This is a genomic window from Exiguobacterium sp. UBA3491, assembly GCF_002377745.1.
Lineage (GTDB): Bacteria > Bacillota > Bacilli > Exiguobacteriales > Exiguobacteriaceae > Exiguobacterium_A.
The window spans coordinates 21630-46060 of sequence record NZ_DFQK01000028.1; the positions used below are offsets into that span (position 1 = coordinate 21630).

A 24431-nucleotide genomic window follows, 5' to 3' on the forward strand; every position below is an offset into this window, starting at 1 on the left:
AACCCCATTTCGTTTCGTTATCCCTATCGTAAGAAATTTAGACAATTCCGTCAAATCTTTTTCGAGAATAGAGTTTACCTATTTCACAAAAGGGAATCCATTATTATCAATCATTTTAGGGGGAGTCAGCATGAAACGAATCGCAATGACAGGAGTCCTACTCGGAGCATGTCTGACTCCGGTGACGGGCTTTGCTGCAAGCAACGTAACGTATAGCAAAGGAGTCGTCGCGAACAAGACGTTCGGCTATACGGTCAAGACGACGGATGCGTTAAAAAAAGCAATTCAACAAGACAAGGTTGATCTCGTTAAAAACAAGACGGTCAAATCAAAATACGGTGTCGTGACACGTAGTGGGACGTTCGCGTTGTACTATAAAGTCAAGGGAGCCGATCAACTACTCGTCAACTTAAATTACGAGCCGAAGAAGCTCTCGAAAAAGCAATTCGACCGTGAAATCGGATATGGTACATATCTCGGGACAAAAGGTAGTAAAACGTACTACTACGTCTTACCGACGGAAGCTGTCAAAGGCGCTGTCGGTAAGAAAGCGATCGAGAACTTGATCGTTAAGGACGTTCCGCAGATGATGAAGACATTCAAACTGCAATGAGCACTAGCTTTTGCTAGTGCTTCTTTTTATTCGTTCGGTATAGTTGAAAATGAGGTGAGTGAATTATGGAATGGAACGTCACAGACGTCAAACAGACAACAGATGTATTACAACTCGAAAAATGTGTCAACGATCATGATGGCATTGAATTAAAAGTCGCAGCCGATTGGGTTGGCGAGAACGATTTCGCCATCTATGATGGTAAGCAATTGATTGGATACTTGCAAGCGTTCGCGTACTTACCAACGGAATGGGAATTGAATGTCTTCGTTGATCCCGATTACCGGAAACAGGGTATCTTCACAGCACTCGTTGAAGCGGCGCGCGCACGTGCTACGGAAGCAGGCGTTGAGGCATTCACGTTCGTCATTGATGACGCTAGTGAATCAGGTCAAGCTGTTCTTGAACGGCTAGGGGCTGAGTACCGGATGACCGAGTACAACATGATTTTGAAAAAGGCGCAGTTGTTCTTAAAAGTCGATCCGGATTTTGAATTGCGAGAAGCGACAGCGGACGACCGCCCGTTCATCGTCGAGACGCTCGGCAAATCATTTGGGAACACAGACGAGGAAGCAGAATCGATCTATCAAGCGATTGAATCCGACGACCGGATCACGTTCATCGGTGTCGCGAGCGGCAAACCGGTCGGTGTCATCCGTGCTTATCTCGCTTCCGATACACAAGCGAGCATCCATGCGTTTGCCGTCCGTCCGGAAGCACAAGGTAATGGTTACGGCAAAAAGATGCTGAAGCTGATGGTTCAAGCGTTGTTCCGGACAGGTCGGACACAACTCGAACTCGACGTCGAGACGGATAATGATCGTGCACTCGATCTCTACAAAGAGGCAGGATTCGTCGTCCATCGTGGCTATCAGTTCCACGTGTTGGCGGTTTAAAATAATGAGCGATTGACGGATATTCCAGTGCATGCTGGATGCTCAAGTTGCTCCATTCCTACAGGAAAAAGCGCAGTTGCGCTGTCAGAGACAAACAAGACCCGGCTCTTCGCTTGAAGCGAAAGAGTCGCGGCTTGTGTCTCGCCTGAGGAAAGGGAGCAAGACTTGAGTATAGTCGTCGATCGTTTTTTTTGTTATTTTACAAACTAAACGAAAACGTTGGAACCTTTTCTGCAATCCGTCGTATACTAGACATATGGAAAAAAAGAGGAGGCGACGTCATGGAGAGTCGACAGGATTCATTGCGGACGTTGAAGTGGGTATCAGGTGGAATGGAAGCGGTGCTCGGGATTCCGCTCTTAGGTGGTTCAATCGTCATTTTCTCAGGTTATAATGCTCTGTGGTTGATGCTTGCGTTCCACATCGTCGTTGTCGTATTGACGGCACGTGCCGGAAATGTCTCAAAAGGGAACATCGTCGGGATTGTCGCATCAACGGTCGGTGTCATTCCCGTCGTCGGGATGTTCTTACACATGGCAGCAGCGATCACGATTTTGGTCGATGCAACACTCAGTAACCGCATCGTTACACGAACACATGTCAAACACGTCGAACCGATTCAACCACGTCCGGTCCGTCGGGAACAAGAAAAACAAGAAGACCACCCGTTCTGAGTTTTTTTCGTTGACAGCGAAAAACAAGCCGTGTAAAGTAAACAACAAGTTAAGCCATATCAATTACATCGACGACGCGGAGTAAGTATCGTCAACACTGCCGACTAAGCGAGTCAGGAATGGTGAGAGCCTGACACGGTAAGCTGAACGAGAATGGACCGCTGAGAGCCTGTTGAACCTTCGAGTAGACAGGACGGTTGCCCCCGTTACTGGGCTAGCTGGTTGTTGGACCAGCGACAAGTGGAGACGATTTTCGTCTCAATCAGAGGTGGCACCGCGCGGATACAGGCGTCCTCTATGCATTAGCTGTTAGCTATGTGTAGAGGGCGCCTTTTGTTGTACGTCAAATGCCGAATCATCCAACGCTCATCACATTTCTCAGGAGGCACTACACATGAAAAAGACATTGATCGCAGCGGCGAGCACGGCAGTTTTACTCGCAGGATGTGCAACGACAGAACCAGCAGAAGATAAAAAAGCGGATAAGAAGGTCCTGCATACGATGGAAAGTTATGATCTTTTGTCGGTCGACCCGGCAGATGCCATCACGTCAAACATCTTCAACCAAATCTACGAAGGACTCTATCGCTTCGATGAGAAGAATGAACTCGTTCCGGCGGCAGCGAAATCACATAACGTGTCAGAGGACGGGAAGGTCTATACGTTCAAGCTTGACCCGAATGCAAAATGGTCAGACGGAAAACCTGTCACAGCGGAGAACTTCCGTTATGCGCTCGAGCGTGTCGTCAAAACGAACTCACCGTTTGCTTACTTGCTTGAGCCGGTCGAAAAAACGACGGCAGTCGACAATGAGACACTCCAGATCGAATTGAAACGTCCGACGCCGTACTTCCTCAGCATGACGACGTTCGGCACCTATATGCCGGTCCGCGAAGATATCGTAAAAGCAGAAGGCGACCAGTTCGGAACGGATCCAAAGACGAACGTCTACAACGGACCATTCACGTTCAAGAAATATCAAGCCGAGCAAGGTTATACGCTTGCGAAGAATGCTGAGTACGCAGACCGGAAAAACGTCAAGATTGACGAAGTCGACGTCAAGATCATCAAGGATCCGATGCTTGCGATCAACTTGTTCGAGTCAGGCGATCTCGATGTTGCACCACTCAACTCGGAGAACGTCGTCACGTACAAAGGGAAAAAAGAGTACAACACGTTCAGTGATTCGCGGATGTTCTTCATCCGGATGAACGAAAAGACGGATGCTTTAAAGGATAAGAAAACACGTCAAGCAATCGACGCGGCATACGATAAAAAGGCATTGACGGAAACATTACTCGGAAATGGATCACTCCCAGCGGATTACATCGTGCCGCAAGAACTTGATCCGAAATACGATAACGCGCGTCAAATCGAATCATCATATGATGTAGCAGCGGCGAACAAAGTGCTTGCAAAACAAAACCTCGAGTTGACGATGCTGATTGAAGACGACGATGTCTCGAAAAAAATTGGTGAGTATATCCAAGGCGCGTTGAAGAAACAAAACGTCGACGTCAAACTGTTGTCACTACCGAAGAAAGAGCGTCTCGCCCGTGAAGGACGAGGAGACTATGATTTGTCGCTCGCGAGCTGGGCGCCGGACTATCAGGATGCAACGACATACTTGAACTTGTTCACGACCGGTAACCCGTTCAACATGATGGATTACTCGAACAAACAGTATGACCGTCTCTTGAAACAGGCTGAAAGTGAGCTCGACCAAGACAAACGTCTCGCGTTACTCAGTAAAGCAGAAAGTGTGTTGCTCGACGATCAAGCAATCTCACCTGTCTACCAACGGAAGAATGCTTTCCTGCAAAACACAGAAGTCAAAAACCTCGCTCGTCATAATGTCGGAACGGATATCTCGTATAAGTATGTCGAGATTGAGCGGAAATAATAGTACGGTAACGAGTGATGGATGAAGCGGTCCATCACTCTTTTTGATGTATTTTTGTCATATCGCTGGAAATCGCTTTTGAAAATCAGGTCAACTGACTTAAAACGGTTACAAAAGAAACCGATAGAGAGGACGGTGAAAGAAGATACAGGAAAGGAAGTTTCGGTTATGCGTAAATTACGAAGCAACTTGAAGGTACGGTTATTCTTTTGGGTCTTAGCTATCTCGGTTATCACGAGCGGTATTTCAGCTCAGCTTGTGCTTTATCTCCACCGTGGACTTGATGTCGCAGATACGAACGCGATTTGGTTCGGAGCAGGGATTGGCTTATTGTTATCATTGATTGGAACGTCGTTGATTCAGTTAATCTTGCGTCAACCAATCAAAGCAATTGAAAAGGCGACAGAGACAGCACGAGAAGTCGCGAACGGCAACTTCAACGTCGATTTCGAGGAAGCAAAGCGCGGCGATGAAGTCGACCAACTAATGCACGAGCTCGAAGTCATGGTCTTACATATCCGCAAACAGGCGACACAGATGGGAAGCTCAAGCGATAAGCTGACAGCGTCCGCACAAGAGATTGCAGCAGCAGTCCAGGAAGGTAACGCATCGGGTGAAAGCATTCGTTCAGCAATGGCAGAGCTGTCAGCGAAGATGAACGAGAACGTCGATCAAGCGTACTTGTCGATGGATGCCCTCGGTGCCGTCAAACGGACGATGGATGAAGTCGCGAAAGAAATGAATGAAGCGTTGAAATCGGCGACGGTCATGCAGACGGAAGCACAGAATGGCAAGACGCTTGCGACAGATTCTGTCGAAGCGATGCATATGATCTCGAAGAAGATGGAACAGTCGGCGACACTGAACGGTCGTCTGACGGATATGACGGGTGAGATTTCACGAATTACCGATGTCATCAGTGATATTTCAGCACAGACGAACTTACTCAGTTTGAACGCATCGATTGAAGCAGCACGAGCTGGCGAAGCAGGACGTGGTTTTGCGGTCGTCGCAGCAGAAGTTAAAAAACTTGCTGAACAGACAGCGACATCAGCAAAAGAAATCACCGATTTGATTTCTGGTGTTAAACGTCTCGTCAACGATACAGCGAACGCGATGACGGATGTTCAGAGTGAAGTCGCGACAGGTGTTGGACTCGTTGAGCAAGCAGGATCATCGTTCGAAGAGATTCATCATTCAACAGAGAACGTCTACTCGCGTGTGAAATCAGTTGACCAGCTTGTCGTCAAATCGGATCAAGAAATCGATCAAGTTGGTTTAACGACAGCGAATATCCTCGCAATGGTTGAGGAAGCATCGAAACACGCGGAACAAGTTTTACAGGCATCAAGCCATCAAGCAGCATCACTCGGTGAAGTCAATGGAGCGATGGAAGAACTTGTGGCGGTAGCGGAACAATTACAGGAAGAGACGGGTGCAACGCGTCTCTAAACTATAAGAAAATCGTACATCCGACAGGGATGTACGATTTTTTTGCATTTTTTTGAAGAAAATTGTTAAACATTTCGAGCGGACGACGATATATAAGGTGGAAGCAGTCATCGACTAATTCTACCGTGTCACCCTTGGGCCGGCCAGGGGACACATCTCGGAGAAGACGGATCTTCAAAGAGACAAAAAACTTATCCTATGGAGGGAAATTACAATGATTATCAATCACAACATTACAGCTCTTAACACGCACAACAAGCTGTCTGCAGCATCGAATGCTCAGAGCAAATCAATGGAGAAACTAGCTTCAGGTCTTCGAATCAACAAAGCGGGCGACGATGCAGCTGGTCTTGCGATTTCTGAAAAAATGCGTGCTCAGGTACGTGGTCTTGATCAAGCTTCACGTAACTCTCAAGATGCAATTTCTCTTATCCAAACTGGTGAGGGCGCTTTAAATGAGACGCATGACATTCTTCAACGTATGCGTGAATTAGCTGTTCAATCTTCTTCAGATACAAACACAAATGATGATCGTAAGAAAATCCAATCAGAAGTAGATGAGTTAGCAAAAGAAATTACAAGAATTTCAAATACGACTGAATTTAACACACAGAACCTTTTAGCAGGTGGGTTGAAAAATACTTACCAAGTTGGTGCTAATAAAAATCAGAATATTTCTTTAGATATTGCTGCTATGGATGCTAAATCTCTTGGAGTTGCAGGAGATTCGGTAACAACTTCATTTACAGGTACAAACACTAAAGTATCTAATATAACTACTGGTTCAGAGTCTTTAAATAGTCAGTATGTTGTTGCAACATACACTGCAGCTACAACAGCAGCTGCAGCTACAACAGCAGCTGTTGAATCAGCGGGTGGTGCTGCTACAGTAAACGGTACTTTTAATGGTTCTTCTAATACAACATTCCAAGCAAAAGTTACTGCTGTTTCTGGAACAGGTGGAGCTACGCAAGTAGATAATATTGAATACACAACTGATGGAGGAGCTAGTTGGAAAGTTGCTAGTAAATCAGGTTCTAATTTTGATTTAGGTAATGGAATTACTCTTGCGGTAGCAAATGACGCAGCTAATGCTGCAAATAATACAATCACCTTTACTATGAACGCTGCAAAAGTCGACTTACAAATCAACTCAGCTGCTGATGGTACAGGAACACGTTTAGGTAATGTGTCTACAGTATATAATAATCAGTCTTCAGCTGTAATTGGAAATAGTTCAACAGATCAGACTGCAACTGTAAGCTTTAATTTTGCTGCTATGGCTTCGAGCTTGACAGCTGGAACAGCAGTGGGTGATCAAATTTCACAAACAAAACAACAGTCAAGTGTTGCAGTAGTTGGGGCAGATGGAACAGTCACATCTGCAGCTGATACAAAAAAAGGACTCAATGTTAGCACACAGTCTTCTGCAAACTTAGCTGTTGAAACTATCAATAATGCTATTACTAAAGTATCAACGGAACGTTCTAAATTAGGAGCGTACCAAAATCGCCTTGAGCATACAATCAACAACCTCAAAACATCTTCTGAAAACATTACAGCGGCTGAATCACGCGTTCGTGACGTTGATATGGCGAAAGAAATGATGAACCAAACAAAGAACTCGATTCTTGCACAAGCTGCACAAGCAATGTTGGCTCAATCGAATCAAACTCCGCAGGGCGTTCTTCAACTCCTTCGATGATTGATTCTACCGGGCGTCTAATCTGGTAACGGATTAGATCATGACTGGGTGAATTGCTGGAACTCCTGAGAGCCTTGATGTACGACAACGTGGCTGGAAACGGCGAGCGTGACCGTTCTGAAAAACATCAAGGATTGGACAATCAGCAGCCAAGCACCTGTAGGGAAACCTTGGTGAAGGTTCAACGACTAGGATAGACGACCTAATGGATTTGTCCGATGGTTATGAAATCCGTACTCCGTAAACGGCGGGGGAAGTGCCCAGCTCCTAGTAAATCTAGGATGAAGATATAGTCTTATCATTAGCGAAAGCTAATGCGCGTAGCAAGCGAACCAACAGCCGCAAGGCGTTCTCCAATTACTCCGTTAATCGTAATTGGCACATTTCAATTGTTCAGGTCACGGACTCGTTCCGTGACTTTTTTTTGATGGCATTGAGTTTGGCGTAGATTGACCATGTCGAACGATTTAAACGTTGTGCGATTTCTGGTACAGGAACTTGATTTGCTGTGTCATTCATCAGTTGTTCAAGTTCTGATGCACTGAAGTGCCGATTTGGCTTTGTGCTTAAGACTTTTACATACGGGTGATCTTGTTGTATTTGCTTCATTCGAATTTCCCAATCGAGTTTATAAGAAAAATCGGGTAACTGATTTACATAGGGTGTCAAATAATCAAGAAACTGGATCGTATCTTCAAAACGAGTTGTTCGCAAGAAATATCCAGAACCATTTGACGTTTTGGCTACTCTGAAATGGAGTCGAAAATTATGATTTAACCATTCACAAAAGAGTGTTAGTGACTGTTTAGGGAAGGACTGAAGATAAAGTGCGATTGTAGGAGAAACAATCAGTTGTTTTTTAGATGTGAGACGCTTTGAGACAATTAGTGAGCCGTCATCAAGATACAGGGTCAATAAGAAAAGCGGATGATTGCATGAGGGAAGTAAAGCGAAAGGAACATCTTTTTGATCAGATGGATAAAAGTAAGGATAAAGTTCCGTAAATAAAGGAAGTGAGCGTGACACTAAGTTGTTTTGACGAATATATAACAAACCAGGAAGTTGTTGTCGCTTCCATTCCCGATAAAATCGCTGTGACTCCCCAAAGTGTTCGCGATAACTATTGTTCTTTCGCCTAGAACCTGGGTAACACTTTGTAATTTCTCCATCTCCGAGAATACTGGCCAATAAAATAGCTTGTTGTGACGATGATAGATCGTTTAGCAGAAGCATTAGAGTACCTCCTTCTATATAGGATCATATGTTCTAATTACCCCGAAATCATCTTCCTTAAATTAATACTTATAAAATATCTGATTCAGCCGATATACTACATAGAGAATAAAAAGGAGTGACCGACTATGAATTCCATCAATACGGAAATTCGCCTTCATCTACCTTCGAACGTCCTACCGTACGAAGCGACACGGAATGTGTTTGTGGAAGCGAATCAGGAAGCGCTAGCAGAAGAAGGAGTCGTTGTCCTACCGACACCCCAACATATTACGAAACTCGAAACGGCGATGGAACAAGCAAACATTAAACTTGAACTGCAACGGACCGGCTTGAAGTTCGTCAAACATGAACAGCTGAACGAATATTACATTCAAGTCGTTGATACGAATAATAACGTCGTGCAAGAAATCCCAAGTAAAAAAGAACTCGATTTCTTTGCGGCATTCATGGAGTTTAATCAATTAATCGATAAACGAATTTAACAGAAAGGACTGATTATATGGCAGGTATTCGACTGAGCGGTTTAGCAAGTGGAATTGATACAGAAACGATGATCAAACAATTGATGCAGGCAGAACGAGCGCCGGTCGACCGGTTATCACAAAAGAAACAGACATTGACGTGGCAACGCGATGCATATCGAGAGATAAATCGAGCATTGCTTGATTTTCGGACAGCGGCAAGCGATATGCTGTTATCGAAGAACTATCAATCAAAAACCGTCACCAGTTCCAATCCGACTGCGCTGACGGTAACAGCAAGTCCAGCAGCATCAGCTGGAAGCGTAACGATTGATAGTATCGATCAACTGGCAAGCGTTGCATCGGTAACACTGATTTCTACAGCGAAATCAAGTGATACTGCACTAAAAGATAGTGGACTGTTTACAGAAGTAGATGGAAAAATTAATGTACAAATTAATACGTTTGACTCAACAGGTAAAGCGGTGACAGAGATTCTGAAGCTTGACGCAACACAAAAAATATCGGACTTAACAGCGGAAATCAACGGTAAAACCAGTCTTGGCATGAATGCCGTCTTCAACGATTTAACAGGAAAACTGGTCTTGACGAAAACGAGTACTGGGCATTTGAATCCAAACGGTGCTGACATCTCAATTATTGATGCCTCAACTAGCGCTGTCAAAGTAGATTCAATGACAGATACATTCGGTCGTGAAGGACAGAATGCGAAGTATACGATTGGTGGACAACAACTCGAACAGACGACGAATACATTCACGCAGAACGGTCTGACGATCACGTTAAACAACACTTCGAAAACAGCAACGACGATCAATACGATACTTGATACGCAGAAAAACTTCGACTCGATCAAGAACTTCGTCGATAAATACAACGATGTCATTGATAAGATGAACAAAAAGGTTCGTGAAGAAAAATACCGTGACTACCAACCATTGACGGATGCCCAGCGCAAGGAACTCAGCGAAGATGAAGTCAAGAAATGGGAAGAAAAAGCGATGAGTGGTGTTTTAAAGAACGATAGCTACTTACAGGACGGACTGAATCAGTTCCGAAGTGTAATCTCGTCGAAAATCGATACCGGTTATTCCTATACATCAGGTACGGATACGATTCAACTCCAGTACATGTCGCAAATCGGTATCACTTCAACGAGTGATTTCCGTGACGGCGGGAAGCTGAAAATCGATGAGACGAAACTGAAGAAGATGCTCGAAGAACAACCGGAAGGTGTCTATAAACTGTTTACAGCTGATGCCCCTGAACCGACGAAGGATGCGCAAGGGAACACGATTCCAAATCCGAATGGACGTGATGGTTTTGTCCGTCAGATTCAAGGATTTGCGACGACACTCCGTGATAAGATTTCCGGTGTTGCCGGACGGGATGGAGCGGTTGCGACGACATATCGACTTGGGAAATCACTCGCTGATCTCGATAAGAGCATGCTGTCGTGGGAAGACAAACTGAAACGAAAAGAAGACAGTTATTATCGCCGATTTGCGGCGATGGAACAAGCGATGAACCAAGCGAACAGTCAGTCATCAACGCTTGCTGGCTATCTCGGACAAGGATAAAAAGGAGGAAACGCGATGAACCCTTATGCGACGTATCAAACGAACTCGGTAACGACAGCGTTACCTCAAGATTTAACACTGATGTTATACGAAGGATTGATCAAATTCTCGATGCTTGCGAAACGAGCGATCGAACAGAAGATGATCGAACAAAAAAATACAAATATCCAAAAAGCACAAGCAATCATTTCGGAGTTGCAATTGACGCTCAATCAGTCGATTGCGCTATCGAAAGACTTGAATAGTCTTTATGACTACATGCAAACACGCCTGATTGATGCCAATGTCAAAAACGATTTGGTGGCAATCGACGAAGTGATTGGTTTTGCGGAAGAATTTCGTGAGACATGGAAAGAAGCGATGAAACTCGCACGGCAACGATGAGTCCACTCGATCCGCTTCGCCTAAAGACGAAACGACTAATCGAACTGCTTGATCAAACGCCGAATGAGGAGACGTATGACGAATGGATCGAGAAGATTCAAGGGCTGCTGAACGAACGGGAAGCATTCATTGCCGCACACTCGAATCTGCTAGCTGGTGCCAATCAAACCATCATCCAAGAACTCGTCGCTGATAGTCGGAAAATCGACTTGAAATTATCAGCGGAAACGGCTAAATTAGGGGTACAAATCAGTCAGTTGCGTCAGACGCAAACGAGTCGTAAATCGTACGTTGATCCGTACGAGGAAGTCGATCATAGTTTTTCACCGTATTTTGATTCTCGTCAGTAACTTTCTTGTGTGAGGGAGGGATCTTTCGTGACCAAGCGGGAAGAAAAAAAACGTCCTGTACCACGTCCGTATTTCCAATCGGACGGCTCGTACGATCAGTTCATTGAACCGGACGTCGAATCGGAATCATGGGAAGAGTTCGAACGCCCTGTCTCCGATGCACCGGATGCCTATGAAGAAGAAAAATATCGTCGTGAGTCGTAAGCTCATGAGAAATGCCCTGTCCACTTATTTGGACGGGGCATTTTTCCGTTCATTTAAAACGATAAGCGTTCTTTTCTTCCTGCTTGACGGTATATATTGCTTGGTCGGCACGAATCAATAAGAGACTCGTCGTGCGACCATCCTCAGGGTGACGAGCGACTGCCAGCAATAAAAAATCCTTGTTCCGTCTGATGACGAACAAGGATCAGTCCTGCTCTTGCACCCATTCCCAGTGGGTCCGTGCGTCTTTTTTGATTTTGTCTGTAGCTTCTTGACTTTGGAATAAACGACCATACCACAGGCGAGCTTGTTCTTTATCTTGCATCACAGCGTATAAATCAGCGATTCGCAGTAAAAGGACATCTTCCGGAAGCCCGCTCTCCTTGACGGACGTGTAGTTCTCGTAAAGAGAGACATACTTCTCGATCGCTCGGCTCGCCCAAAGTTGTTCTTCCGTTTGTTGACCGGTCAAGCGGTGCAACCAGGACAGACGAACACCGAGCATTGCTTGGATCGCCGCTTTTTGCTCCGTCACTTGAGCCGTATAGAGACAGAGTTTATAGAGCTGGATCGCCTGCCCGATCGTCCGCTCCGTGCTAGCGAACGGCAAGACGGGAAGCGTCGACAGGATATGATCTTGTAAGGTCGCTCGAACGTCCGGCGATAACTTTCCGAACGATTCGTGGAAGAAGAATCGACAATGGCTACACTGGACCGGTTCATACAGGTAGACATTGACGCCTTGATGACGGATGAAACCATCAAAGTCGGTCGAGGCGACACGGATATGTCGCGACAGGACACGTTTCGTCTCTGTCGTTTTCAAGCAGTAGGGGCAGGTGCATTTTTTAAGATATAAGTCTGGCATGTTAGGGGAACTCCTCTAATTCTAGATTACACGAAGACGTTGACGAGCATGCCTTTGATCTCGCCGACTTGGTCGAGGATATCGAGCCGACGCGATTCGCCAGAGATGACTGTGTTCGTCAACTGAAGGAGTTTCGCATCGACTTGCTCGACGACTTTATAGATCTTCGTCCGACCACGGCGGTTGAAGCCGCGCTTCTCTTCGAGTTGTTGTGATTGGTCGAGGGCATCTTTTAGGAAGTCCTTGATCTTTTCTTTATAGCTTTCGAGGTGCTCGATCGTCTGACTTTCAGCGAGCAGTTGCCCGTGTTCTTCGACGAGAGCGAGCTTTTGTTGCAAGCGCTCATAGCCTTTGTGGTCGCGTTTCTCCTGCATCAAAGCAGAGAACGTCGTCGACGCTTCGACTTCACGGGGACCGCCTTTTAAGGACTGGAGTCGTTGCGTTTCTTGGATGCGGCGGATATCCATCGGGTCTGCCTCCTTAGTTGAGTAATTGTAAGACGCCTTGCGGCAAGGCGTTCGCTTGAGCAATCATCGCCATCCCCGATTGGTTAAGGATGTTGTATTTCGCATATTCCATCATCTCACGCGCCATATCGATATCGCGAATCCGTGATTCCGACGCCGTCAAGTTCTCGACGCTGACGCTGAGGACGGACGACGTTGCTTCGAACCGATTCTGAATTGCCCCGAGTTGTGAACGTTGCTGAGAGATCGTATCGATTGCTTTCGTGTAATGGCTGATCCCATCATTCGCGTCCATTGCCGTCATGACGCTAAGAGCGTACTCGGGTGCGCTACCACTCGGGAAATCAAGCGGACGAATCGAGGGATTGGTTTGTGTCGTTGAACTGACGCCGATCGCAAGAGCTTGCATGTCATTAATCGTGATCGAGATGCCTTCGTTTGCCCCAGCATTCGTTTGGATGAACAGGGCACTGTCGGCATCGTTGAACTTACCGCTCAACAACTCTTTGCCATTGAACTGGGTCGTCTTTGCAATCCGTGAGACCTCGTTCGTCAACTGGTTGATTTCTTCCTGGATTGCTGACCGGTCTTCGGTTGCGAGTGTTCCGTTCCCAGCTTGGACGGCGAGTTCGCGCATCCGTTGCAACAGGTTATGTGTCTCACTCAAACCACCTTCAGCCGTTTGGATCATCGAAACGCCATCAAGAACGTTCTGTTCCGCTTTATCGAGCGCCTTCAAGCGATTGCGCATCTTCTCCGAGATTGCGAGACCGGCTGCATCATCCGCACCCCGGTTGATTTTTTGACCGCTCGATAGTTTATCCATCGTCGTCTTGACGTTCGTCTGATTGATGCTGAGATTGCGATAGGCCTTCAAGGCTTGAACGTTGTTCGTGATTCTCATTCGTATTCCATCCCTTCATATCGTTGATGATGTGCGGCGCGCACGAGTGGTCGATCGACGGTCTGTGCCGCTTGCCAAGTGACGCGTAAGTCTTCTGCCAGTTCGAGTAGTTCGTCTAAGACACGCGGCGTCTTATAAACCTGTAACGTTTGCTCAGCAAGATAGTGGTAGAGGGCATCGAGTTGTGCCGTGATGATGCCACCGTCGTCGTGTAACCCCGCCTGCAATTTGTCGAGTAACTGATAGGCTTTTTGTAAGCGTTCGTTGACCTCGTCAAAACGGTTCGTATCACGTGCGAGAATGGCGCGATCGTATTGTAGGACGAGCCCCGTCAACATCACTTCCGTCAGCTGTTGCGGGGTCATCGCGTAGAGTTCTTGTTCTGTCATATCTGCCGTCCTTTCGCGTTGTCGAGTTCTTCGATTAGTAAAAGCAGTTCTGCCATCACGTCGTAAAGTTGCGGTGGGATTGCTGTCCCGAGGTCGAGATCAAGCAAGTGACCGAGCAGGGACGTATCGTGTTCGATCGCGACCCCGTTCGCCCGTGCTTCTTGTAGGATTCGCTCGGCGGCTTGACCGCTAGCTCTAGCGACGACGACCGGTGCTTGACCGGATGCTTCATCGTAGCGGAGGACAGCAGCAGTCTTGCGTCCGGTTAAGTCGATTTTCTGATACATATCGGTCTCTCCTTTTAGATACGGTAGTCGTAGCCACGTGGTGTCTCGTCTTGTTTGACGGTTTCTGTGACTTGTTCGCGCGTGAATGGACGGAACTGGATTCGGACGTCCTGGTAACCGGTTGCTTGCAGAGCGTCCATCGTCCGGTCAAGGAATGGGGTCGCCAGTTGTTCAAGAACTGGGAAATCATTTTCAATCGTGATCTGCATCTTTCGGTTGACGGTCTCAACGCGGACACCGATTTCACCGAGGCGCGGCGTATTGAGCTGGACATACAACGTGTTGTTTTCCCAGTCGATCACTTCGTCCGGACGTTTATTTTGCAAGTGAACGTGGAGTCCTGCCGTCGCTTCGACGAGTTGGACCGGTAACGCCAGGAGAATCTGGTTCAACTGTTGCTGGCTATCCGGTTTATTGACTTGCTGTTGCGCTGCAAGGAATGTCTGCAATTTGGCAGCTTCCGGATTTGCTGCCGGCGTACTCAGTTTCAGTTCCGCGGTCTGGAGCTGAAGCGTCTTTTGGACGGTCTCTTGCAAAAGACGTGGGCTGTTCTGTTGCGGCTCATATGGAACGGCTTTTTGTGCCGTTTGTGACGAAGGAAACGGCGCTTGTGGCAGTAGTCCCTGCATCTCCGGTAAGTAAGTCGGACGAACGTTTGCTGGCGCATAGCGGAAGGCTTCGAACGAAACCCGAACTTCTTGTAAGACGGCTTTTGCCTCTGTTCCACGCCCGAGTAACGCCAGTTCCGCACCCCGTTCGAGTTTCGATAAAAAGTGGACTAGCTGTTTTTCATCCTTCATCGAGGTATGTAACAAAGCATCCGTTTGCTGGAAGACTTGTTTTAAGCGTTGCGCCGTACTCTCGATGACAGCGACCATCTGGGCCGGACGTGTCTCGACGAGCGGTTCGATCTGGCGAAGTTGGGAGACGATCGTTCGCTGTTGGCTCTTGAAATCATTCGTGATCTCAGCAAGCCGTGGCGTCACTTCGCGGACGAGCGTCAAGGCAGAGCGGACCGGTGCCGGTTGCCCTGTTACTGGTTCCGATTGACTTGCCCGTGCCGTCAGACCGATCAATTGCTCACGAACGCTCGTCTTCGGCTCGAGTGGCGCTTGCGGGAAATAGGACGCCAGTTGTTTACGGACCGTCTCGATCTCGCCTTGTTCGAGCGTTGCGACGAGTACCGGGCGTTTCTCTGCTGGTACGTGTTCAATGTATTGCCGGATATGCAAGGGCGACGCTGTCTCGATTTCGCGTTGCGTCGGTAGCGTCACACGGGCGACGTCAAGCGCGACGGCTTTTTCGAACGTCGGTTGCTCCGTTAAGGCGTCTCGTTCCGGCAGGACGTCCCGATAGTCTTCCGTCGTCGCAAGGAGACTTGCGATCAAGACGTCGGCGTCAACGGGCAGTGCTGTATCCGGTCGCGATACGAGTTCGAGTGCTAAGTCCTTGTACGTTCCTTGCAGTGCCGTCACGAGCTGGGCGACGATTTCCGGTGTCTGTGGCAGTTGACCGCTCGCGAGTAACTTCGCAACGGCTTGCTTCAGTTCTGCAGGCACACCTTCAAGCAAAGCGGGATTGACATTTGATGGAAAAGACAGGACAGGTGGCGTTTCCGCATCCGGTGTCGCTGGTGTTAGTTGTTCAATCAGGTAACCTTCTGCTGTCTGTCCTTTGACCTTGAACTGGAAATCACCTATCGGAACGTCGCCCGTGAAGGTCATCTCGATCTTATCCCGACCGACCTGGACAAGAGCCGTATGTGGTCCGGTCTGCTCAAGGACCGTTCCTTTATAGGTCTTCGTGTCCGAAAGCGGCGTCTGACCAGGGGATTGCGCCGGACGTGCCGGGTTCAATTGGATGTTCATCGAGAAGCCTCCTTGTTTTTTAAAACTGTCATCTCATTATATATCGGCAGAAACCAAAAAGGATTGAGCGAATTCATCGCCCAACCCTGATTTTTTTTACGGTTACTGTTTAAGATTTGATTGCATTAAAGCGTTCCTCTAATGTCATCGCGTTTAATTGTTGATAACGAGCCATCAGCTCGCCAGTTGCTTTCATTTGGTTGCGGACGATGTAAGGAGAGGCGTTTACGGGAAGGATCATGCCATTACGAGTCTTGAGCTTCGTCTGTCCGTCTTCCTCGATGACTTCGGACATGTGGCTCCAAGCGTACCACTCGCAATCATCACGTTTCGGTGATTTCGTTGGGAAAAACACGAGGCCGAGTGTCGGTTCAATGACGACTGGGACTTTTCCTTTTACAGATGCGACACGTTTTGCTGTCACGATGCGTTCCTCAATGGAACTGTTGTATTGCCTGCAGGAAAGCTGCAGTAGTTGATACGGTCGAAGCGGGGTCATGATGGTCGAGCCATCCTCGAGTACGATGATGGATTGCTTCATCATATCGTAGCACGGGAGAATCGCCACCGTCCGTTTCGTGATTCGATACTTTTCGTCATTATGGAATGGTCGCATTCGACTACATCCTCCTTAAGATAGGACAATGGATAAAATAGGTAATTACTAACGATATAATACAATAATACAACTGTAATGACAATGTAATTTTTTTAAATATAGAGCAATAAGTAGGGAATATTATTCATTTTTTAGAATGAATTCAAAGTAATCAGAATTTTTAATTGTCAATAATTCCTTCTTTTGATAGACTAAGCCGTAGAGAGCTTGCTCTCGAACTCTGGTTTGCGAAGGGAACGTGAATTCGAATGGAACAAGGTAAAGTAAAATGGTTTAATGCTGAAAAAGGTTATGGATTCATCGAAACGTCTGACGCGAAAGACGTATTCGTACACTTCTCAGCGATTCAAGTCGATGGTTATAAATCACTTGAAGAAGGCGAAGAAGTGGAATTTGAAATCGTTGAAGGCGATCGTGGTCCACAAGCTGCGAACGTTTCAAAGATCTAATCCAATAGCAGCCGCCACCGTTTTTAGGCTATTCGCCTAAAAGCGGTTTTTTGTTTTGAGTTCGATCAAAACGGGTATATACGTTAACATCAACATGCTTCAATATTATCGTACGCTAAGAACAGTAGTGAATGTTCATGAGAATGTCATTGTTCTCATGGTCTTCCTTCACTTATCGTGCTATAATAAAAACGAACCAAAGAATTTCGAATATTCAGAAGGAAACGACTGGAGCATCTCGAATTCATAGGTTCAACCGGTTACTTAAGGAGGAGTTTACATGATCTACAACATTCGCGGTGAAAACTTGGACGTCACAGATGCTCTCAAGGATTACGTCGAGAAAAAGCTTGAAAAGTTAACTCGTTATTTTACAACTCCTACGGAAGCGCAAACGGCTTATGTCAATCTCAAAGTCAACAATGAGAAACAAAAAGTCGAAGTGACGATTCCAATGCCAAACCTCTTGCTCCGTGCTGAGGATGTCAATGGCGATATGTATGCAGCAATCGACCTCGTCGTCGATAAGCTCGAACGTCAGATCCGGAAACACAAAACGAAATTGAACCGGAGAGGGCGCGCTAAAGAAGGCGGCATCGGAGAGTACTTCAAAACGCTCGAAGGACCGGAAGCGGAAGCGCCAGTCTATGAAGAGGACGAGGCAGAACTCGAACTCGTTCGGACGAAGCGTTTCACACTCAAACCAATGGACACGGAAGAAGCGATTCTTCAGATGGACATGCTCGGACACGCATTCTTCGTCTTCTCAGACGCAGAAACGGGCAACACGAACGTCGTCTACCGTCGTAAGGATGGTCGTTACGGTTTGATTGAACCAGAATAATGAATGCAACAGGGACTCGCTCTTACGGGCGAGTCCCTTTTTGATATGATGGAAAACTATTTCTAAACAAGGTACGTTTGCTTTACGACAAAAGACCGAGACCGCTGCTCGGTCCGCTTGTTGAAATTTGACGTCGTATTCGGTACACTGAATAAAGGAAAAATCTCGGAATTCTGTTCGTTCAAAGAATCGTTCGAAGTAAGGGGACTGTAAGGCATGGCTAATTTTCTAAAAGAATTATTTGCACCAACGAAACGTGTCCTGAAGAAAGCCGAAAAAGCAGCAGACGCTGTGGAAGCGCTCGAGACACAAATCGGTGCGTTATCGGATCAAGAACTGGAAGGGAAAGTCGTTGAATTCCGTGAGCGTCTCGCTAACGGAGAAGACTTAGATGATATTTTACCAGAAGCCTTCGCGGTCTGTCGCGAAGTGTCAACACGCGTTCTCGGCATGCGCCACTACCGCGTTCAGTTGATTGGTGGATATGTCCTGCACAATGGGGATATCGCCGAAATGAAGACCGGGGAAGGTAAGACGCTCGTCGCAACACTCCCTGTCTATTTGAATGCCCTCGCTGGCAACGGCGTTCACGTCGTTACCGTCAACGAATATCTCGCAAAACGTGACCGTGACATCATGGAGCCGCTTTATGCAGCGCTTGGTCTCTCGGTCGGCTTGAACCTCTCAAGCATGTCGCGTCAAGAAAAACAAGCAGCATACAGCTGTGACATCACGTACGGAACGAACAACGAGTTCGGTTTCGATTACTTGCGTGACAACATGGTCCTCTATAAAGAAGACCGCGTTCAACGTCCACTCAGTTATGCCGTCGTCGATGAAGTCGACTCGATTCTCGTCGATGAAGCGCGGACTCCGCTCATCATCTCAGGATCGGCCGAAAAATCGACAGCGCTCTATTCGCAAGCCGATGCGTTCGCGAAAATCATGAAGGCAGATGAAGACTACACGGTCGACATCAAGACGAAGAGTGTTCTGTTGACGGAGCAAGGAATCGACCGTGCTGAAAAATACTTCGGTATTGATAACTTGTTTGGTCTCGAACACGTCGCGCTCAATCATCACTTAAGCCTCGCACTGCGGGCGAACGCTGTCATGCATCGCGACGTCGACTATATGGTTCGCGAAGACGAAGTCATGATCATCGACCAATTCACAGGTCGTGTCATGGAAGGTCGTCGTTATTCGGAAGGTCTGCACCAAGCGATCGAAGCGAAGGAAGGCGTCGAGATTCAACGCGAATCCATGACCCTTGCGACGATCACGTACCAAAACTTCTTCCGGATGTATACGAAACTTGCCGGAATGACGGGTACAGCGAAGACGGAGGAAGAAGAGTTCCGTAACATCTACAACATGCACGTCGTACCGGTTCCGACGAACAAGCCGGTCGTCCGAAACGATATGCCGGACTTGATCTTCAAAACGATGAACGGGAAGTTTGCTGCTGTCGCAGACGAAATCGAACGTGCCCACCGTGAAGGACAACCAGTCCTCGTCGGTACGGTTGCCGTCGAGACGTCGGAGTTGCTGAGTAACATCCTCAAAAAACGTGGCATCCGTCACGAAGTCTTGAACGCGAAGAACCATGCACGTGAAGCGGAGATCATCGAGAACGCGGGTCAAGCGAACTCGGTCACGATCGCAACGAACATGGCCGGTCGTGGTACCGACATCAAGCTCGGTCAAGGTGTCTTAGAAAAAGGTGGTCTCTACATCCTTGGGACAGAACGTCACGAATCACGCCGGATCGATAACCAGCTCCGTGGTCGTGCCGGTCGTCAAGGGGATCCAGGTGCATCACAATTCTATCTCTCACTTGAAGATGAATTGATGCGTCGCTTTGGTTCTGATTCGCTGCAGTCGATGATGGATCGTCTCGGAATGGATGATTCGCAACCGATCGAGAGTCGGATGGTGTCTCGTGCCGTTGAATCGGCTCAAAAACGCGTCGAAGGAAATAACTTTGATGCGCGGAAACAAGTCCTCGGCTACGATAACGTCATGGCAGATCAACGGAAAGTCATGTACGCGGACCGGGCAGCGATTCTCGATGCCGGTTCCGTGTCAGATATCGTCCGTCCGATGATCGAGCAGACGATTGAAGCAGGCGTCCATCAATATACGCCGGTCGAGTTCGTACCGGAAGAATGGAGCATCGGTGCACTTGCGGAGTGGGCGAACCAGACGCTTGCGATCGAAGAGAAGGTCACGGAAAGCGACCTCTTCGGAAAAGAACGCGAAGAGATCATCGAGTTGCTCAAAGAGCGCACATTCGCGCACTACGAGCACAAACGGTCAGAAGTCCCAGCAGAAGCATTCGATGAGTTCGAAAAAGTCATCGTCCTACGTGCCGTCGACCAACACTGGATGAACCACATCGATCAGATGGATCAACTCCGTGAAGGGATTCACCTTCGGGCATACGGTCAAAACGACCCGCTCCGTGAATACCAATCAGAAGGTTCGATGATGTTTGATGCGATGAACGCTGCGATCGCTGAAGAAGTGACGCAATTCGTCCTTCGTGCAGATCTCGACCCGAACCTCAAACGCGAAAAAGTCGTCCAAGACGAAGTCGCGGTTTCTGGTAAGGAAGATAAAGCGGTCAAGAAAAAACCGGTCCGGAAAAATCCAAACGACCAAATCGGACGCAATGATCCGTGCTGGTGTGGATCCGGTAAGAAATATAAGAACTGTCACGGCCGTCAGGCATAAGTGATGAATCGACTGAAAGAGAGGCAGGAGATTCCTGCCTCTTTTCACGGAAAGAGAAGGTGGAACACATGGAATTAGCAGAAATTCGCAACACCGCCGAGTGGATGGAAAAGAAACTCGACGAATATAAGGCATCACTCGACCTCGAGTCGAAGATTGCTCGGATTGAAGAACTCGAAAACGAGATGACGTACCCAGACTTCTGGAACAACCAGGAATCGGCACAAAAAGTCATCGATGAGTCGAACGGCTTAAAAGCGATGGTCGACAAATACAAAGAACTCGAAGCAGGTCACGAAAACGTTGCTTTGACGTACGAATTGATCAAGGAAGAGCCGGATGCGGATCTTCAAGAAGAGCTCGAGTCAGAACTTGGCGACCTTAAGAAGAAGTTCGAAGACTTCGAACTACAAATCCTCTTGAACGGCGAGTATGACGCAAACAACGCAATCCTCGAGTTACACCCAGGTGCGGGTGGTACCGAGTCACAAGACTGGGCATCAATGTTACTGCGTATGTACCAACGTTTCTGCGACAAGCAGGGTTGGAAAGTCGAAACGATGGACTACCAACCGGGTGATGAAGCAGGTGTCAAATCGGTCACGCTCCGTATTCAAGGGCACAATGCTTATGGATACTTAAAAGCCGAAAAAGGGATCCATCGTTTAGTCCGGATCTCACCGTTTGACTCGTCAGGTCGCCGTCATACATCGTTCGTCTCGTGTGACGTCATGCCGGAATTCAACGATGACATCGATATCGAAGTCCGTACAGAAGACTTGCGGATCGATACGTACCGTGCCTCTGGTGCCGGTGGTCAGCACATCAATACGACGGACTCGGCTGTCCGGATCACACACGTACCAACAGGCGTCGTCGTCTCCTGTCAACAAGAACGGTCGCAGATCAAAAACCGTGAAGCAGCGATGAAGATGTTGAAAGCGAAACTTTATCAACGCGAAATCGAAGAGCAACAAAAGAAACTCGACGAAATCCGTGGTGAAAAATCGGATATCGCATGGGGGAGCCAAATCCGTTCGTACGTCTTCCATCCATACAGCATGGTCAAGGATCACCGGACGAACTATGAAGTCGGGAACACGCAAGGGGCAATGGATGGTGACATCATGGGCTTCATCGATGCGTACCTCCGTCTCATGAATATGTAAGAGACAACCAACCAGTCGGACGATGTTCGACTGGTTTTTTGATCGTCAAAGGGGGAAAGGTGATGCAGGAGCAAAGTCGGATCAACAAACAGGCATGGGAGTACCGGGCGTATGAATTTTGGGAGAAACGTGACGGAACACCGGCGGAATATGCAGCGATCATCAAACAAGATCCAGCCGCATGTTTGAAGAAACATCGTCGTCATTTCGAAGACGTCGCCGGGAAGACAATCGCGAACATCTGTGGTTCGAACGGACGCAAGGCGGTGCCGTTAGCGTTACTCGGGGCAGACGTCACGGTGTTTGATATCTCGGAGGAGAATGCGCGGTACGCGCTAGAACTGGCGCATGCTTCTGGAACATCGATTGAGTATGTCGTTGGGGATCTCTATACGATCGACCTTGAACGATATTGCGATACGTTTGATCTTCTCTACTTAGAAGGCGGGATTTTGCATTACTTTGCGGACCTCGAGCGTTTCTTACGAATTCTCTTTACTATCTTAAAACCAGGTGGACAGCTGATCCTCAGTGACTTTCATCCGGTCGGTCGCTGGATCAACGCGGATTTGACGTATCGACCGCGTTACTTCGATCAAGCCTTGCAAGCGGGTGACTTGGCGTATAAAACGTACTTTACGAATGAGGAACAAGTCGATTTTCCAGACGTTTCTGTTCGCTATTTTACATTGAGTGAGATCTTAAACGGGATTCTTCAAACACGTTTCATATTAGACCGATTCGACGAGCATCGTGGCTGGAACGGTGAAAACATCCCGACCGAGTTCACGCTTCTCGCAACCAAACCACTTGAAGGGAGCAATAACTAATGATCATCCGTAAAGAAGGCTTCAAGGACGCAACGGGAATCCGGCTCGTCCATGAAGCGGCATTCGAACAACCAAACGAAGCGAACCTCGTTGATGCGTTACGCGAGGAGGAGGCCGCGCAACCAGTCTTCGGTCGCGTCGCCGTGACTGATAAAGGAGAAATCGTTGGTCATGTCCTCTTGAGCCGGATCCATATCGATGACATCCCGTCGCTTGCCTTAGCGCCGGTCGGTGTCCTGCCCGCTTGGCAGCGAAAGGGTATCGGCTCTGAATTGATCCGTCAAGTGATCGAGGATGCGCGGGACGCCGGGGAATCCCACATCGTCGTCCTCGGTCACGACAGCTATTATCCACAGTTCGGCTTTGAACGGGCGATTGACTACGGTATCAAGCCGCCGTTCCCCGTTCCGCCGGAGGTCTTTCTCGTTCTTGCACTCGAACGGAATGGATTACGTGGCGTTAGCGGTATCGTTCGCTACAGTCCACCCTTTAGTACGGTATAAAGGGAACACTGTGAGTTGTTCCCCCTGTCTAGTCGTTGTCTGACTTTTCCGCTAAAATGAAACACGAGAATCAATTGATAAGGGGAAATGAAATGTCATGACATCGACACGTCAGGAAGTCGTGCGCGATTATGCGTATTTGTTAATCGGGTCCTTGTTCGTCGCAAGTGCCTTTAGTTTATTTTTAGCACCGAACCAACTCGCCTCGGGAGGGGTCAGTGGCTTATCGATCGTCTTGAACGATTTGTTCGGAATTTCGCCAGGATTGTTCCAACTCGTCGCGAACGTCGTTTTGCTTGCGATCGGTTGGATGATCCTCGGGATGGGCTTTGGTGTCAAATCACTCGTCGGGTCGATCTTCTTACCGGTCGTCATTCTCGTATATGAGCGGTTCGATGTTCCGGCTGCGACAATGAATCCGATGCTTGCTGCAATCTTCGGTGGTGCCGGGGTCGGGATTGGACTCGGTCTGATCTTCCGGGGGCGAGCGTCGACCGGAGGAATGGATTTGATTGCGCAAATCCTGCATCGTTTCACGAAATTGCCACTTCATCTGTGTATCGCCTTGCTTGACGGAACAATCGTCATCAGTGCGGCGACGATCTTCTCGCTTGAGATTGGGCTGTATGCACTCGTCGCTTTGTTCATCACGATCAAGATGATCGACGTCGTCCAGCTTGGGATCACGAACGACAAACTCGCTTATATCATCTCTGATCAACGGGAAGCGTTAGTGAAGGAAATCTTCGAGACGCTCGATCGCGGGGCGACGGAAATCGAGGCGGCAGGTGCGTTCACACGGACACGGAAACCGATGCTAATGGTCGTCGTTCGTCAAGGGGAAATCACGACGCTCAAAGAAATCGTCAAACACATCGATCCATCGGCATTCCTCGTCGTCAGTGAAGCCCATGAGGTGCTCGGACTCGGGTTTACAGACGATAAACGCTACCGTAATGTGCCATAATCGTTCTTGAAACGTGAAGTTTTTGTGAAATCACGCTTAACTCCTCCGGATA

27 protein-coding genes and 1 other annotated feature are annotated in these 24431 nt (G+C 47.8%); of the genes, 18 read left to right on the forward strand and 9 right to left on the reverse strand.

Annotated elements, in window-relative coordinates:
- The first annotated feature begins 130 nt into the window (after positions 1-130).
- The 6 genes from B4F99_RS09860 (at position 131) to B4F99_RS09885 (ending at position 7243) form a co-directional block, all read left to right on the forward strand.
- Complete coding sequence (locus B4F99_RS09860; protein WP_290757410.1) at positions 131-613, forward strand: hypothetical protein; 483 nt, start codon at positions 131-133, stop codon at positions 611-613.
- Positions 614-678: 65 nt separating this feature from the next.
- Positions 679-1509, forward strand: a complete 831-nt coding sequence (locus B4F99_RS09865) for a GNAT family N-acetyltransferase (RefSeq protein WP_290757413.1) — start codon at positions 679-681, stop codon at positions 1507-1509.
- Positions 1510-1790: 281 nt separating this feature from the next.
- Positions 1791-2183, forward strand: coding sequence for a hypothetical protein (locus B4F99_RS09870; RefSeq protein ID WP_290757415.1), 393 nt, complete (start codon positions 1791-1793; stop codon positions 2181-2183).
- 62 nt (positions 2184-2245) lie between these two features.
- Positions 2246-2482, forward strand: a binding site (T-box leader).
- 95 nt (positions 2483-2577) lie between these two features.
- The gene (locus B4F99_RS09875) at positions 2578-4086 is read left to right on the forward strand and encodes a peptide ABC transporter substrate-binding protein (protein ID WP_290757418.1); all 1509 of its coding nucleotides are present in this window, start codon (positions 2578-2580) and stop codon (positions 4084-4086) included.
- Between the two features lie 168 nt (positions 4087-4254).
- Positions 4255-5538 (forward strand): methyl-accepting chemotaxis protein, encoded by a 1284-nt coding sequence (locus B4F99_RS09880; protein ID WP_290757420.1) that lies wholly within the window; start codon positions 4255-4257, stop codon positions 5536-5538.
- Between the two features lie 214 nt (positions 5539-5752).
- The gene (locus tag B4F99_RS09885; RefSeq protein ID WP_290757422.1) at positions 5753-7243 is read left to right on the forward strand and encodes a flagellin; all 1491 of its coding nucleotides are present in this window, start codon (positions 5753-5755) and stop codon (positions 7241-7243) included.
- A 393-nt stretch (positions 7244-7636) separates the two neighbouring features.
- On the opposite strand, the gene B4F99_RS09890 is transcribed toward B4F99_RS09885, so the two are convergent.
- On the reverse strand, positions 7637-8476 hold the full coding sequence (locus B4F99_RS09890) for an endonuclease (protein ID WP_290757426.1): 840 nt from the start codon (positions 8474-8476) through the stop codon (positions 7637-7639).
- A gap of 128 nt (positions 8477-8604) precedes the next feature.
- Here B4F99_RS09890 and B4F99_RS09895 point away from each other — a divergent pair, with 128 nt between their 5' ends.
- From B4F99_RS09895 to B4F99_RS09915, 5 genes are read left to right on the forward strand one after another with little or no spacing between them, the layout of a single operon-like run.
- Positions 8605-8961 carry a flagellar protein FlaG gene (locus B4F99_RS09895; RefSeq protein ID WP_029342512.1) on the forward strand — a complete coding sequence of 119 codons (357 nt, stop codon included), beginning with the start codon at positions 8605-8607 and terminating at the stop codon, positions 8959-8961.
- Between the two features lie 17 nt (positions 8962-8978).
- Positions 8979-10541, forward strand: a complete 1563-nt coding sequence (gene fliD / locus B4F99_RS09900) for a flagellar filament capping protein FliD (RefSeq protein WP_290757432.1) — start codon at positions 8979-8981, stop codon at positions 10539-10541.
- 15 nt (positions 10542-10556) lie between these two features.
- Entirely contained in the window at positions 10557-10925 is a 369-nt protein-coding gene (gene fliS / locus B4F99_RS09905) for a flagellar export chaperone FliS (RefSeq protein WP_035410054.1), read from the forward strand.
- The gene (locus tag B4F99_RS09910; protein ID WP_290757435.1) at positions 10889-11275 is read left to right on the forward strand and encodes a hypothetical protein; all 387 of its coding nucleotides are present in this window, start codon (positions 10889-10891) and stop codon (positions 11273-11275) included. Before fliS (B4F99_RS09905) ends, B4F99_RS09910 begins: the two co-directional genes overlap by 37 nt.
- A 27-nt stretch (positions 11276-11302) precedes the next feature.
- The gene (locus B4F99_RS09915) at positions 11303-11479 is read left to right on the forward strand and encodes a hypothetical protein (RefSeq protein ID WP_290752425.1); all 177 of its coding nucleotides are present in this window, start codon (positions 11303-11305) and stop codon (positions 11477-11479) included.
- A 49-nt stretch (positions 11480-11528) separates the two neighbouring features.
- Here the strand turns inward: B4F99_RS09915 and B4F99_RS09920 are convergent, their stop codons facing one another.
- From B4F99_RS09920 to B4F99_RS09955, 8 genes are all read right to left on the reverse strand, one after another.
- A complete protein-coding gene (locus B4F99_RS09920; protein WP_290757438.1) occupies positions 11529-11681 on the reverse strand; it encodes a hypothetical protein in 153 nt (50 codons plus the stop codon).
- A gap of 3 nt (positions 11682-11684) precedes the next feature.
- A complete protein-coding gene (locus B4F99_RS09925; protein ID WP_290757441.1) occupies positions 11685-12347 on the reverse strand; it encodes a DUF2225 domain-containing protein in 663 nt (220 codons plus the stop codon).
- A gap of 26 nt (positions 12348-12373) precedes the next feature.
- Positions 12374-12814, reverse strand: a complete 441-nt coding sequence (locus B4F99_RS09930; protein WP_290757444.1) for a YaaR family protein — start codon at positions 12812-12814, stop codon at positions 12374-12376.
- A gap of 13 nt (positions 12815-12827) precedes the next feature.
- The gene (locus B4F99_RS09935; RefSeq protein WP_290757447.1) at positions 12828-13718 is read right to left on the reverse strand and encodes a flagellin; all 891 of its coding nucleotides are present in this window, start codon (positions 13716-13718) and stop codon (positions 12828-12830) included.
- On the reverse strand, positions 13715-14107 hold the full coding sequence (gene fliS, locus B4F99_RS09940) for a flagellar export chaperone FliS (RefSeq protein WP_290752416.1): 393 nt from the start codon (positions 14105-14107) through the stop codon (positions 13715-13717). Before fliS (B4F99_RS09940) ends, B4F99_RS09935 begins: the two co-directional genes overlap by 4 nt.
- Positions 14104-14394: an EscU/YscU/HrcU family type III secretion system export apparatus switch protein gene (locus B4F99_RS09945; RefSeq protein ID WP_290757450.1), complete on the reverse strand. Its 291-nt coding sequence runs from the start codon at positions 14392-14394 to the stop codon at positions 14104-14106. Before B4F99_RS09945 ends, fliS (B4F99_RS09940) begins: the two co-directional genes overlap by 4 nt.
- Before the next feature lie 14 nt (positions 14395-14408).
- Complete coding sequence (locus tag B4F99_RS09950; protein WP_290757453.1) at positions 14409-16262, reverse strand: hypothetical protein; 1854 nt, start codon at positions 16260-16262, stop codon at positions 14409-14411.
- Positions 16263-16371: 109 nt separating this feature from the next.
- Positions 16372-16878 (reverse strand): competence protein ComK, encoded by a 507-nt coding sequence (locus B4F99_RS09955; RefSeq protein WP_029342501.1) that lies wholly within the window; start codon positions 16876-16878, stop codon positions 16372-16374.
- 251 nt (positions 16879-17129) lie between these two features.
- On the opposite strand from B4F99_RS09955, the gene B4F99_RS09960 reads away from it, so the two are divergent.
- The 7 genes from B4F99_RS09960 to B4F99_RS09990 all read left to right on the forward strand — a co-directional run bounded on the left by B4F99_RS09960 (position 17130) and on the right by B4F99_RS09990 (position 24379).
- Entirely contained in the window at positions 17130-17330 is a 201-nt protein-coding gene (locus tag B4F99_RS09960; RefSeq protein WP_023469248.1) for a cold shock domain-containing protein, read from the forward strand.
- Between the two features lie 280 nt (positions 17331-17610).
- The gene (gene hpf / locus B4F99_RS09965; RefSeq protein WP_035410035.1) at positions 17611-18174 is read left to right on the forward strand and encodes a ribosome hibernation-promoting factor, HPF/YfiA family; all 564 of its coding nucleotides are present in this window, start codon (positions 17611-17613) and stop codon (positions 18172-18174) included.
- A 216-nt stretch (positions 18175-18390) separates the two neighbouring features.
- Positions 18391-20910, forward strand: coding sequence for a preprotein translocase subunit SecA (secA, locus tag B4F99_RS09970; protein ID WP_035410032.1), 2520 nt, complete (start codon positions 18391-18393; stop codon positions 20908-20910).
- 68 nt (positions 20911-20978) lie between these two features.
- Entirely contained in the window at positions 20979-22079 is a 1101-nt protein-coding gene (gene prfB, locus B4F99_RS09975) for a peptide chain release factor 2 (protein ID WP_023469245.1), read from the forward strand.
- A gap of 62 nt (positions 22080-22141) precedes the next feature.
- Complete coding sequence (locus tag B4F99_RS09980; protein WP_290757457.1) at positions 22142-22909, forward strand: class I SAM-dependent methyltransferase; 768 nt, start codon at positions 22142-22144, stop codon at positions 22907-22909.
- A complete protein-coding gene (locus tag B4F99_RS09985) occupies positions 22909-23412 on the forward strand; it encodes a GNAT family N-acetyltransferase (protein ID WP_290757460.1) in 504 nt (167 codons plus the stop codon). Before B4F99_RS09980 ends, B4F99_RS09985 begins: the two co-directional genes overlap by 1 nt.
- Before the next feature lie 97 nt (positions 23413-23509).
- Complete coding sequence (locus tag B4F99_RS09990; RefSeq protein ID WP_023469242.1) at positions 23510-24379, forward strand: YitT family protein; 870 nt, start codon at positions 23510-23512, stop codon at positions 24377-24379.
- The last annotated feature ends 52 nt before the right edge of the window (positions 24380-24431 follow it).